Raw genomic sequence first — 12262 nt, forward strand, 5'->3', positions numbered from 1 at the left:
GGTCTCCTCTACTGCGCCAGGCTCGCGGAGGCCGCGAGGGTCTGCTCGTCCGCCCGCGCGGCGTAGCCCACGCCGTTGCGCGAGGCCCAGGCGTTGCGGAGCAGGAAGAGCGGAAGGATTCCGAGATCGTCGGCCGCGAGCTTCGTCGCCTGCCGCAGCAGCGCCTCGCGCGCGCCGTCGTCGATGGTGGCGGTGGCGCGCGCGGTCAGCGCGTCCAGCCCGGGGTTGCTGTAGCGGTTGAAGTTCGGGCCGCCCCAGCCCTTGCTGCGGTCGTAGGTGCCGAGGACGTTGCGGAGGATGTAGGAGGCCTCCCCGGTGGAGCTGCCCCAGCCGCCCAGGCGGAAGCCGAACTCCTGGCGCGACCCGCGGGTGAGATAGCTCGCCCAGGGCAGGGGCTGCACCTCCGTCCGCACGCCGGCACGGGTCCAGAACTGTGCCACGGCCTGGGAGACGGCGGCGTCGCCGGGGTAGCGGTCGTTCGGCGTGGTCAGGACGACGCGGAAGCCCTGCGGGAAGCCCGCCTCCGCCAGCAGGCGCCGCGCTTCCGCCAGGTCCTGCACGGGCACGGGGACTTCCGGCGCGTAGGAGAAGCTGCCCTCCGGAAGCCACTGGCCGGTGGGGATGGCCGTGCCGGCCATCACGCGCTCCGCCAGGGCCTTGCGGTCGATCGCCAGCGACAGGGCGCGGCGCACGCGCAGATCGAGGAAGGGGTTGCGCGGCAACGGCCTGCCGTCGTTGTCGGTCACGCCCGGCACCTCCTCCTGGCGGGAGAAGTCGGGCTGCAGGTAGATCAGCCGCACGCCCGGGATCTCGCTGACCGTCACGCGGCGGTCCGCGCGCAGGCGCGGCAGGTCGTTGGCGGAGACCTGATCGATCAGGTCCACGTCGCCGGCGAGGAGGGCGGCGGAGCGGGCGCCGTCATTGGCGATGAAGCGGTAGTCCACGCGCGTCCAGGGCTGCTTCGGGCCCCACCAGGCGTCGTTCCGCTCGAACACCGCGCCCTGGCCGGAGCGGTAGGCCACGAACCGGTAGGGCCCCGTGCCGATGGAGGCGCGACCGCTGTTGTAGTCCTCGGGGTTCGCGCCCTCCCCGGCGTGGCGGGAGATGATCTGGACGAAGGAGATGTCGCTCGGCAGCAGCGGGTGCGGCCCGGCGGAGTGGAAGCGGACCGTGCGGTCATCCACCACCTCCACCCGCGTGATGGGGCGGACGGCGCTGTGGAAGCCGCCGGTGGCGCCGAGCACGTTCGGCACGCGGGCGATGGTGAAGGCCACGTCGTCGGCCGTCAGCGGGCGGCCATCGTGCCAGGTGACGCCGGGGCGGAGGCGGAACTCCCACGTCGTCTCGCCCACGGGCTTCCAGCTCTCGGCCAGGGCGGGGACGAGGCGGGACTGCGGGTCGCGCGCCACCAGCGTGTCGAAGACATGCGCCGTCATCGCGGAGTTGGAGGTGGTGTTGGAGAAGTGCGGGTCGGCGGAGTTCACGGGGCTGGAGATGCCGATCCGCAGCTCCCGCGCCTGGCCGGCAGAGGGTGGCAGGCCGAACACCACGGCGAGGGCCGTCCCGCAGAACCACCGCATCCCGCGCGAGAGGAGGAACGGCGATCGGGAGGGGGCGAAGGGCATCAGGAAATCCTCTACTCGGCCCGGAGGGATTCGCCGGGCGAGGGAATGGCGGGCGGCGCGCCTCCGCGCCGCCGGGAAGGTGTTCAGGCTGCCTCGCGCAGCCCCAGGGTTTCCAGCACTTCCCGCCGCAGGGCGACGAGGTGCGGGTCGTCCCGGTGGCGGGGGAAGGGGCGGCCCACGGCGATCTCCGACACCACCCGCGCGGGGCGGGGTGAGAAGACGAGGACGCGCTCCGCCATCAGCAGGGCCTCCTCCACGTCGTGGGTGACGAGGAGCGTGGTGAAGCCCTCCCGCTGCCAGAGGGCGACCAGTTCCTCCTGCATCTTCAGCCGCGTCAGGCTGTCCAGCTTGCCCAGGGGCTCGTCCAGCAGCAGCAGGCCCGGGCGGTTCACCAGGGCGCGGGCCAGGGCGGCGCGCTGCGCCATGCCGCCGGAGAGCTGGTGGGGGTAGGCCTCGGCGAACTCGTGGAGGCCGACGAGGCGCAGCGCATCGTCCACCCGCGCGCCCTCCGCCCGGATCAGGCCGCGCGCCTCCAGCCCCAGCGCGGCGTTCCCGCGCACGCTGCGCCAGGGATAGAGGGTGGGGTCCTGGAACATGAGCACGCGGGAGGGATCGGGGCCGGTGATCGGCGCGCCATCCGCCTCCAGCGTGCCGCGCCGCGGCGGCTCCAGCCCCGCCACCAGCCGCAGCAGGGTGGACTTGCCGCAGCCGGAGGGGCCGAGCAGTGCCACGGAGCCGCCGGGGCGGACATCGAGGTCCACCTCCTCCAGCACCGGCAGATCCTGCCCCTTGAGGGCGAAAGCGTGATGAATGCCGCGCAGGCGCAGCCCGATCGGGTTCACCACCGCACCACCCCCTTCTGCCAGGCCAGCTTCCAGTCCCGTACGCGGAAGAGCAGGGTGACGAGGCCCGTGCACATCCCCGCCAGTACCAGCAGCGCCGCGTAGACATTGGCGTAGGCCGCCCAGCCCTGGGACCACTGCATGTAGAAGCCCAGGCCCGCCTTCACGCCCATCATCTCCGCCACCACGAGGACGGAGAAGGACGAGCCCAGCCCCATGAAGAGGCCGACGAAGACCGAGGGCAGCGCCGCGGGCACCGCGACCTTGCGGATGAGGAACCAGGGGCGCGCGCCCATGGTGCGCGCCACGTCGTAGAAGCTGCCGGCGACGGAGGCGACGCCGGACCAGGTGAGGACGGCCACGGGAAAGAAGGTGGCCAGCGCGATGAGGAAGGTGCTGGCCTGCCGGCTGGTGGAGAAGGCGAAGAAGGCGATGGGCAGCCAGGCCGTTGCGGGCAGCGGGCCGATCAGCCGCAGCACCGGGTGCGCCCAGTAGCCGACGCGGCGGGACCAGCCCATGGCAACGCCCACGGTGAAGCCGATGGCGGCGCCGAGAAGGTAGCCGGGGATCAGCAGCAGGAGGGAGTGGAGCACGCTCTCGCCGAGCTTGGCGTAGTCGTCGGTGAAGACCTCCAGCAGGGCCTGGGGGGCCACGAAGAAGGGGCGCGGCAGCAGGTCCAGCTTCGCCGTGACGAGTTCCCATGCGATCAGGCCTGCCGCCAGCGCCACCAGCCAGGGCCCGGCCGGGCGCAGCCGCGCGGCCGGGCCGGGCGCGCCGGCGAGGCCCGCGAGCAGCAGCGCGAGCCCCACGGACGCGGCAATGCCGCCGAGAAGCCCGGTCCGGCCATACTCGTCCATGTCGGGCCACGCCAGCACCACCGCGGCGGCGGCCAGCCAGGCCAGCCCCGCACCGGCGCCGCCCGCCCAGATGCGCCAGGGGCCCGCCTCCCGCGCGGCGGGAAGGACGCCCGTCCCGACGCTCGCGCTCACGACAGCACGTCCGCGAAGACGCGCTCGGCGAAGCGCGCGGGATCGGTGTTCGGGCGGATCACCTGCACCAGCTTCAGCTCCTCCGTGTAGCGCGCGATCTCCTGCCGCAGGCCGGCGCCCGCGGGGTGGTGGTGGTGCGTGTGGTCGCGCACCATCGCCTCCAGCTGATCCACCGGCGCCTTGGCGTAGGGGGCGAAGATGCGCGCGGCCTCGGCGGGGTTGGCGACAATCCACTCCTGCGCCTCCAGCAGCGCCGCCGTCAGGGCGCGGGCGGCCGGCCTGTCGCGGCGGATGAGGTTGCCGCGCACGCCGAGCACGCAGCAGGCGCGGCCGGCATACTCGCCCTGGAGGTTGTTGGAGATCTCGTGAAGCCCGTCCCTCTCGCGGAACATCCAGGCGAGCGGGTCGCCAAGGGCAAAGGCCTGCACCTCCCCGCGCTGCAGCGCGACGCCGAGCAGGTCCGCGGGGAACTGCCGCCAGGTCACGTCCCTCAGCGGGTCGATACCCTTCTGCGCCAGCAGGATGGAGAAGAAGTTCTTGTCCGGCGCGGCCATGTCGGAGACGCCGATGGCCTTGCCCTTCAGGCTCTCCAGCGTGCGGAACTCCGAGTTTCCCGCGGAGAAGAGCCGCATGCAGCCGCCATGGATGCCGCTGGTGATCTTCACGTCGAAGCCGCTCTCCAGCGGCTTCAGCCAGCGCAGCGCCATGCCGACGCCGGCATCGGCCTTGCCCGTCGCGATCGCCTCCAGCAGCTGGTCCGTGGTGCCGCCAAAGTTGATCAGCTCCACCTTCAGGTTATGGCGCTCGAAGATGCCGGTCCTCTCCGCCACGGGCACGCCGACGGTGCAGACGGCATTGGCGTTCCAGGTCAGCTTCAACTCGCGCCGCTCGCCCGGCGCTGCCGCGCTCGGGGTGCCGGTGCTCGCGCGGCAGATGGCGGAAGGATCCAGGCCGAAGGGCGGTTCCATCTCGCGCGGGGCGATGCGTGGCGCGGCGGCCATGCCGCCTATCGGCAGCGCGGCGCCGAGAAGGCCCGCGGCGCGCAGGATGGCGCGCCGTCCGGGTTGGGACGTCGTCATCATGGGATCCCCTTCGGGTGTGCCGGAGGCAGGCGGCCTGCCTCCACCTGTTGTCAGCGGATGCAGCAGAGATCGAAGGGGCTGCGACAGGCGTTGCAGGCCGTGCCGCGTGTCATGCCAGACTTCCTGCCCCGCGCTGCCGTGTTCATGAGCTCAGGGTATTGCCGGGGCGGAAGGTGGAAAACAGGAGTGTTTTTCGAAGATCGGCCGGAATGTAGCACTGGCATCTCGCGAAGGGGCGGCGATGCAGCAGCGGGGTTTGGTCGCAAACATTCTCCGGCACAGCGGTGGCCGGCACGTCCCGACGGCCGTGTCAGGAGAGCCCCGGTTCTTGTCCTGGCGTCCGGGCCTCGATGCCCAAAAGGGGCTGCCGGGCACGCTCGGCAGCCCCTTTCCCCGTCCAGCACTCAACCTGCGCGGACAGGCGAACGTTACACGGTCTCATCTCTGGAAGCCTTCATGTCGCGCCTCGCCGTCGTCGTTGCACTGGCGTTCACAGCGGTCAGTCCAGCCTCCGCGAACGTGCCGGACGCCGCGGATGCATCCGGGCAGGCGCGCCGCGGCCAGGCTGCCATCATCGCCCAGAGGCATGCCGGGCGTCGGATGGCCGATGGTGGGCGGGTGGAACTGAACTCCGACACGGCGGCGAGCGCGGACCTGCCCCTGGGTACGACGGCCCGGATCCGGAACCTGCGAAATGGCCGGGTGGCCATGGTGCGGGTCCGCGACCGGCTTCCAGCAACAGAGGACCGGATCGTGAGCGTCACGCCTAAGGTGGCCGGCATGCTGGGGATGGGCAGTGTCACACAGGTCGAGGTGGCACCCCTTGCCGTCCCTCAACCGGACGGGACGGTGCGCCTCGGGTCCGGCACGCGCATGACCGGACGGCGCGCCTACATCACCAGCCCGGACCGCTGATCAATGCCTGAAACTGACGGTTCGGAAAGGGCTGTGGGAGCGATGATCCGAGCGGTGATGGAGTCCTAACTGCTGACCAACAGCTGTCTCGCCGGAGGACGTCCGACGATCATGGACCGGTAGCCGCAGGCCGCAGCGGGGACTCATGCTTATCATCGGCGCCGTACCCGGGACGTGGGCCGAGGAGCAGCGGCATCGCTTTCGTCCCACCGGCGGGAAGGCGTTCCGGGCCGAGCACGCCTCGCAGTACCGTCCACCCACCTGACGCGCCTTGGTATGGGTCGGAATGGGATTGGCGACTGATCTGGCGCCCAGGCACGCTACTGCTGGAGATGAACATGCCTGCTGGGGAGCAACACCTAGTGGTTCAGCGCCTGGCTATGCGCCTCAACCCCCGCAGAGGAGCGGCTCCCGGCACCCCCGCAGGGTGGCACGCTCCATCCCCACGCACTCGCGCCGGCATCCGACCCCGTCATGCCTTATAATCGGCTGATCAGCTTTGCGTCGGTTTGCGCAGCGGGACTGCTTCCAGGCGCACCGCCTCGCGCCAACGCTCCCTCCACAGGGCCACACGGCCTTCAGCCCTGCCGGGGTCTGCCAGTTTCCGAATAAGCACCACCCCGACATCCCGCAGAAGGGCTCTGGGCAGGTCCTTCTCGTTGAAAGAGGCAATCAGGTTGGCCAGCAGGGCATCCAGGTCATCTCCAGCATCGTGAACTCTTGGGCAAGTACGTGACGCCAAGGCAGCCCCCCCGGGCAGCGGTCGAGCGGGAAAGGGAGGTGCTCCGACACCGCTCCGCCGGCGATGGGACCCTAACTGACGATGCGCCGCAACAAACCCGCAGTTGCGATGCGCTACAAGATCCAACCGCGCATCGCCGATCAGCCGGGCCCTCTCAGGGTTATGGAGAGTGAAACGGACGATTGAACGCCAGTCCGCCTGCGGTCTTGGCCTCCATTGGTACGACCAATCCGGGCCTAGTGGCCGACCATACTGCACGTTATCTGAGCGCGGATGGCGAACTGCGGCCTCCATCGCGTCGCCACGCCATTTTCCAAGCAGCCCCGACGGCGTGTGCCTGCTGGTCGCCCAGCTGGCGCACGAGAGCGGCGGGCCCAGGGTTCGGAGAAGCTCAGCTGTCGGGCGAGCGCGCTGCTCGACACGCCGCACTTCATCGCCATCGAGGCCCACGCTCTCGGCCGGGATGACGGCCGGCGATGGCTGGCGAGCCAGCGCATTACCGCCTGCATGATATCCGGTGGAGGATGGGGTATCTGCCAGGGTTCGAGGATGGTTGCCGCACGCTTCGCGGCGGGTCACACCACCTCACCGGGCGGGCGAACCCAGTCCGCTTGGGGTGGGATCCGGGATCTGAAGCCGGGATAGGTTGCGGCCCCTAGAAACGGCGGCATGGCGGCCGCGCTGTGGCTCCGGCAAACGGGCCGACTGCCCAGGCCCGCCCACAAGGGCAACGTGACCACGTGCACCCGGCTCATCAACGGCGAGCTGAACGGCTTGGCGCACCGACTGGCCGTCCTGATCACGCTCGCGTGAAGTAGTGCATCTGCCGGGAGAGCTCGCCCGTAAGTTGGGGGTTTTTTCCGACGGAGCCATTCCTTGCCCGCCAGTGACATCGCTGCTTTTGAGCGCGAACTCCTTCTTTGGATCGCGGAGGACGTAACGGCTCGCGCCGTTCGTCACGCTCCGCCAAGCTGCCGTATCGCGACGGTGAAGCGATTGCACAGGGATCTGAGAGCGGTCCTGATCAGTGCTCCGATCGAAGGGGATGCCGTGGCTGACATCCGTGCCCGGGCCGAGATTGCAGCGGCGTTCTGGGCAACCTCTGCCGAGCGCCACGGCACGGCCTAGGCTTGAGGCTCGCTTCCACCTCGGCTCGACCTCGTCCTGAAGCGTTGGGCCGGTCCGGAGCCGGGGACGCTTGTGCAGGAGATCACCGCTGAAGCCGAGCCTCGCGCCGGCACCGCGCACTGCGCAGAACTGCTCGGGAGGAATCGTGCGCGTGACGCAAACCCGCGCAGGGTTGGGCTGCTGCGGATCGTAGGGCGTCGGAAGTCGGACCGACCAGCTGGGGAGAACCTACCGAGGTGAGCCGCCCGTAGGAGGCGCGGTCTGTGGGTAAGGCGGGGGAGCGCGCGCGGTACAGCAGCCCCAGGGAGCGCCTACGGCATCGGCAGGCCCAGCATCCTGGCAGGGATGTCGCCGCGCACGACGCCTGTGAGGCTGCTGACACCACAGATACCGGCCAGCCCGCGCTCAACCGCGGCCACCACCAGCTTGGCAGGGTGCGATACGCTGTTGAGGAAGAAGGGGCGGGACCGGGCACCCGGCTCCGCGTGGTCGGCTCCGCGTGCCGGAGCCATGTCGTTCAGCCGTCTCGCGCCGCAGCGTCGCGCGGGACATCCGCCGCGTTTACCCGGGGCAGCCGACCCTTGACCTCCGCCCAGGCTCGGACCTGCGCCAGCATGAGCGTTCTTGTCTCCGGTGCGGCCGCGTTCCAGAGCGCGACTAGCTCATCCCGGCCACGGTCAGCGGTGACGGCCTGGGGAGGAGAGGGGCAGAGGTTCAGCACGGCAGGGCTCCCACGAATCGAAAAGGGGTGATGCTGAGGTTAGGAGATAGAGAACAAAAAAGGAACAGGTTGACAGCAACCGGCGCCGTCAGGTTGAGCGTCCGGGTGCAGGATCTGGCTGATCCGGTTCGGCCCGGTAGCGGGACAAATCCGCTCACCTCTCCTGGGTGTACATCGTCACCGCCACGCCCCAGCGTCAGGCGCGAGTGGCAGAACCGCATCCAATGTCACCGGCCGCAGACCGGACTGTGGTGTTCCGGGGCATTCCCAGGGCTGGGCTGCTGGCAGAGATGTCTGTCCACGACAGCACGTTGCTCCGGAACAACAGTGCGGCGCTGGGAGCGCTGGATACGAGGGCCGCTTTCGCTTCCCCCCTTTGCCGACAGCGATCTCCGCGGATCGCTGTCGTGCAAGTCCCACTCAGTCAACCCAGCACAGGTGAGACGTTACCTGCGGGACCCCATCTGCCACTATGGAGCAGGCTGAGGTGCTTGAAGGTTTGCGGCCACGTCGACCGGGCTGAGCGCCACATCGCCGCCAGCCCCCTTCGACCCGAACGCAAACCGAAGCAGATCCGTCATGGAGAAGCTGCCGGGGTGCTCGCCGATCGTCGGCCTCCAGGTCGGGCTTTCCAACGTCCAGCCCTCATTCTGTGCCACGAACGATTCTGGGTCGCCTTCAAGCAAGCCCACGAAGACCTCCGCCAGAATACGACTGCCGACAGGCCCGAGGCGTTCGCCCCTCTGCCGTATCTGCGCCTCCTTCAGAACGTAGTACCAGAGCGGGGTCCTCTCATGCAGGCCGTGACGTTCGGCGACCTTGCCGTCGTCTCCGCTGCTCGTGATCTCGCGCCCGGTAAGTGGGGCAATTCTCATGTGCCGTGCAACGTCCTGCCCGGACGGCAGCATCATCTTGGCGCCTCGTGCTAGGTTCCGCACCGCCAAGCTGGGATGGCTCCCGAGATCGATGCCCGGGCCCTTTCGCCCACCCGGCAGATCGTGAAGCGCTTGGACGAGATATGGATCGATGAGGCGGGAACGATTGCGGGCGAGACCGTCCTGCTGGCCCTCGTCCGTGCCGAAGTCAAAGAACTGGCGCCAGTCGTTGATCCAGTCGCTCGGCAGCGCCGGAACGGCGGGTTCACCCGAAATCGGTGCATTGGCCTGGTCGGCCGCCAGCTCGCCGATGATGTTGCCGGAGAGGCCGCTGAACACGAAGGACCGCAGGAAGGGTTGGTCCGGAAAGACCCGGTTGTGACTGTAGTTGCCCCTGACCATGCTGTGGCCGAGCCGGTATGCGGCGACGGAGAACTCGACGGGAATGTAGGGCTCCCGGTAAAGGCTGAGATCCTCGAACCGGTAGAACTCGCGCTTCCTCAAAGAGGTGGCGATGTCGTTCATGTCGACGAGCTTGCCGAGGAAGTCGTGCAGCACCATCCACTGATAGTGCCAGGTCACCTGCTGCCGGACCTGTGCGAAGTCCAACTCGGGCCGTGACCTCGCGATGGCGTTGTGAAAAAGCAGGAACGCGACATGGGTCTGCGCGACGAGGAGGTTCTCGTCGTTGCGATGGTCTCCGATCAGGGCACGGCCTTGAATGCCGCGCGGAAGATCGAACTCCAGCCCCCCCTGGACATCGCGCCCGACAAAGCCGGCGACGGTGCGTCCGAGCAGCATACGGGCGGAGGACAGGGCGGGGGTTGATTTGCGCCGATCATAGAGTTGAGGGCTTGCCCCGGGACCCATGCCGTAAACGCAATCGAGATCGAGCCGCGGCGTCCGGAAGTTCACGACTTGGTCGACGTCTTTGATGCGCTCCGCAATGCCGGTGGTGTCGAGCGTGATGTCATGGTCTATGAACTGGCCGAGATATGTGAAGCCAGCCGGGATGTTCGGATTGTCCCCAGTCTGATTGGCACCGCCCTCCACCATGGCTTCGCCGAGCGCGACGAGCGCGGCCTCGGGAACGTCGAGCGCCTTCAACTCAGGGAAAAGGCGACCGAAGCGGCCTGCGCGAAATCCGAGGCCCGGCGCCGGGACGGCGATACCTCCTCGCAGCGGCGAACCGTGCCGGATCAGTGGGCGCGCGATGTTTTCCGCCAGGGAGTTCTTCCCGAGCTCGTTGGACATACCTTCCTCGCCAGCGCCTGTTTGAGCTGGCGTAGGATGCGATGCAAGAGCCTTCCGGTTCCGCAACTAAATGGTTCGTTAAAGTTGGGTAACGATCACGATGTTGCTAGCGGGGGTTGTGGTGCTCATCCACCTCGGCTCGGCGCTCCGCCCATAATTTCAAGGCTGTTTTGAGATGGAACTGCACCGGCCGCTTTTCCATCGTTCTGTCGTCGGGGCTAAGCCGCGCGGCGCGAGCCGCGCCGAGGATCCGCCCCAGTCGGTGGAGTCCGTCCAAGCAGCGGGCAACGTCGGGGGGCGTCGGGGCGGGGGCCAGCAAAACGGGTTGGAGGGGGGTGACGCGCTGAGTTGATCGTGTCGGCGCTCAATCCACCTTCGGAGCAATAAGGTGCACACGGTAAACGCCGGGACAATGCACGGGAAAGCGCGTCCCAACCTCACTAGAAAAAGATCCTTCTGAGAGATTGGAGCAGCCGTGGGTACTGGACGCAGACCTTCTCTGGGGCGCGGAAGGCTCATCCACCGTCCGTACGCCGGTATCGCAAGCGGGCGGGCGAGGGGATGCTGGTAACCATTCCCCAAGCGGCCAAGGAGCTATCAACGGACCGTGGCTGCCCTGTCGCAGCGCCGATTGATCGACCTAGACCAGCGAGCCCCTTGAAGCTGGTCCTTCCCTCCAGCAAGCCAGCTTACAGAGAGTCAGCCGAATGTCAGATCTTTGACCGGGGACTGATCTGCGCTCGTCGCCAATGTCGCTGCAAACTTGGCAGAGCTCTTGCTCATGCGGCGTGCCTCTCTTGGCAAGCCCTCATGAGGTGGGCCAGGTCTAATGAGGTCCGGTCATGAGGACGGCGCTGGTTTCTGGCAGGGCGGACGGGGGTCGGGGGCCGATAGTCTCCGGGGCTGGTGGCCTGTAGCCGAGGGAGGAGTGGGGCTGCACGGCGTTGTAGTGCTGCTGCCAGGGCTCGATCAGGGCACGGGCTTCTGCGAGCGTGTTGAAGATCTCGCCGTTCAGCAGCTCGTCCCGCAGGCGGGCGTTGAAGCTCTCGGCATATCCGTTCTCCCACGGGCTGCCACGCTCGATGTAGGCCGTCCTGGACCCGACGCCGCTGATCCAGCCCTTCACAGCATCCGCGATGAACTCCGGCCCCTGGTCCGAGCGGATGTGGGCCGGGACGCCGTGCTGGATGAACAAATCTGCCAATGGGGCGATGACGTCCGCCGAGGTGAGCTTCCGCGCGACACGGATGGCCAGCGCCTCGCGGGTGAACTCGTCGACATCCGGCGAACCTCTTGGTTCGACGACGCAAAGCATCCGGAACCGCCGCCCGTCTCGCGTCCGGTCCTCGACGAAGTCGTAGGCCCGCACATGCCGAGGGCGCTCCGGCCGCAGCCGGATGCAGGAGCCGTCGGCGAGCCACAGCCGCCCTCTCTTCGGCTGGCGCCTGGGCACCTTCAGGCCCTCTGCCCGCCAAATCCGCTCCACCCGCTTGTGGTTCGTGGCCCAGCCCGCACCCTTCAGGAGCGCCGTGATCCGCCGGTAGCCGTAGCGCCCGTACCGCCGCGCGAGCTCGACGATGTCGGCCGTCAGCGCAGCTTCGTCATCACGTCCGCGCAGCACCTTCTGCTATGCCGATCTATGCTGGCCCAATACCCGGCAGGCGACGCGCTCGGAGACGCCAAGTGCGGACCGGACGTGCTCGACACAGCGCCTCCGACGGGCTGGGCTCACCAGTTTCCCGACGCAGCCTCCTTCAGGATGACCTTCTCCAAGGTCAGGTCCGACATCGCCTTCCGAAGCCGCGCATTGTCCCGCTCCAGCTCCTTCAGCCGCCTCACCGCGTCCAACTTCAGCCCGCCGTACTCGGCCCGCCACCGGTGATATGTCGCCTCGCTCACCGCGATCACCCGCACCGCCTCGGATACAGACTTTCCACCCGCAATCAGCACCTCCATCTGGCGCAGCTTCGCGACGATCTCCTCCGGCTTGTGCATCGGCCTCCGGCCCATGGCCCCATCCCCCTCGGCTCCGCGGCCCTCATTACCGCAGGCCTACCCCTGGGGGGAAAGACCAGCTGCGGTTGACATG

Annotated in this window: 8 protein-coding genes and 1 pseudogene; 2 read left to right on the forward strand and 7 right to left on the reverse strand. The window is 68.4% G+C overall.

Features of this window, described 5'->3' with window-relative positions; all coding sequences use genetic code 11:
• Positions 1 to 8: 8 nt before the first annotated feature.
• From VQH23_RS10555 to VQH23_RS10570, 4 genes are all read right to left on the reverse strand, one after another.
• Entirely contained in the window at positions 9 to 1625 is a 1617-nt protein-coding gene (locus VQH23_RS10555) for an ABC transporter substrate-binding protein (protein ID WP_338665600.1), read from the reverse strand.
• An 83-nt stretch (positions 1626 to 1708) separates the two neighbouring features.
• Positions 1709 to 2470: an ABC transporter ATP-binding protein gene (locus VQH23_RS10560; protein WP_338665601.1), complete on the reverse strand. Its 762-nt coding sequence runs from the start codon at positions 2468 to 2470 to the stop codon at positions 1709 to 1711.
• Complete coding sequence (locus VQH23_RS10565; protein ID WP_338665602.1) at positions 2464 to 3456, reverse strand: ABC transporter permease subunit; 993 nt, start codon at positions 3454 to 3456, stop codon at positions 2464 to 2466. The genes VQH23_RS10560 and VQH23_RS10565 overlap by 7 nt, the downstream gene beginning before the upstream one ends.
• Positions 3453 to 4538 (reverse strand): ABC transporter substrate-binding protein, encoded by a 1086-nt coding sequence (locus VQH23_RS10570; RefSeq protein ID WP_338665603.1) that lies wholly within the window; start codon positions 4536 to 4538, stop codon positions 3453 to 3455. Before VQH23_RS10570 ends, VQH23_RS10565 begins: the two co-directional genes overlap by 4 nt.
• A 456-nt stretch (positions 4539 to 4994) precedes the next feature.
• Here VQH23_RS10570 and VQH23_RS10575 point away from each other — a divergent pair, with 456 nt between their 5' ends.
• Both VQH23_RS10575 and VQH23_RS10580 read left to right on the forward strand, forming a co-directional pair.
• The gene (locus tag VQH23_RS10575) at positions 4995 to 5453 is read left to right on the forward strand and encodes a hypothetical protein (protein WP_338665604.1); all 459 of its coding nucleotides are present in this window, start codon (positions 4995 to 4997) and stop codon (positions 5451 to 5453) included.
• 1411 nt (positions 5454 to 6864) lie between these two features.
• Positions 6865 to 7008, forward strand: coding sequence for a hypothetical protein (locus tag VQH23_RS10580; RefSeq protein WP_338665605.1), 144 nt, complete (start codon positions 6865 to 6867; stop codon positions 7006 to 7008).
• 626 nt (positions 7009 to 7634) lie between these two features.
• Here VQH23_RS10580 and VQH23_RS10585 read toward each other — a convergent pair.
• The 3 genes and pseudogenes from VQH23_RS10585 to VQH23_RS10595 form a co-directional block, all read right to left on the reverse strand.
• Positions 7635 to 7835, reverse strand: coding sequence for a hypothetical protein (locus VQH23_RS10585; RefSeq protein ID WP_338665606.1), 201 nt, complete (start codon positions 7833 to 7835; stop codon positions 7635 to 7637).
• A gap of 679 nt (positions 7836 to 8514) precedes the next feature.
• Positions 8515 to 10173, reverse strand: a complete 1659-nt coding sequence (locus VQH23_RS10590; protein WP_338665607.1) for a heme peroxidase family protein — start codon at positions 10171 to 10173, stop codon at positions 8515 to 8517.
• A gap of 826 nt (positions 10174 to 10999) precedes the next feature.
• Positions 11000 to 12183: pseudogene (locus VQH23_RS10595) on the reverse strand (IS3 family transposase).
• Positions 12184 to 12262: the final 79 nt, after the last annotated feature.

Source organism: Pararoseomonas sp. SCSIO 73927 (assembly GCF_037040815.1).
GTDB lineage: Bacteria > Pseudomonadota > Alphaproteobacteria > Acetobacterales > Acetobacteraceae > Roseomonas.

Bases quoted from the DNA above. Each gene is read 5' to 3' on its own strand.
- VQH23_RS10555 (WP_338665600.1), bottom strand. From the start codon at position 1,625: ATGCCCTTCGCCCCCTCCCGATCGCCGTTCCTCCTCTCGCGCGGGATG.
- VQH23_RS10570 (WP_338665603.1), bottom strand. From the start codon at position 4,538: ATGATGACGACGTCCCAACCCGGACGGCGCGCCATCCTGCGCGCCGCG.
- VQH23_RS10575 (WP_338665604.1), top strand. From the start codon at position 4,995: ATGTCGCGCCTCGCCGTCGTCGTTGCACTGGCGTTCACAGCGGTCAGT.
- VQH23_RS10580 (WP_338665605.1), top strand. From the start codon at position 6,865: ATGGCGGCCGCGCTGTGGCTCCGGCAAACGGGCCGACTGCCCAGGCCC.
- VQH23_RS10585 (WP_338665606.1), bottom strand. From the start codon at position 7,835: ATGGCTCCGGCACGCGGAGCCGACCACGCGGAGCCGGGTGCCCGGTCC.
- VQH23_RS10590 (WP_338665607.1), bottom strand. From the start codon at position 10,173: ATGTCCAACGAGCTCGGGAAGAACTCCCTGGCGGAAAACATCGCGCGC.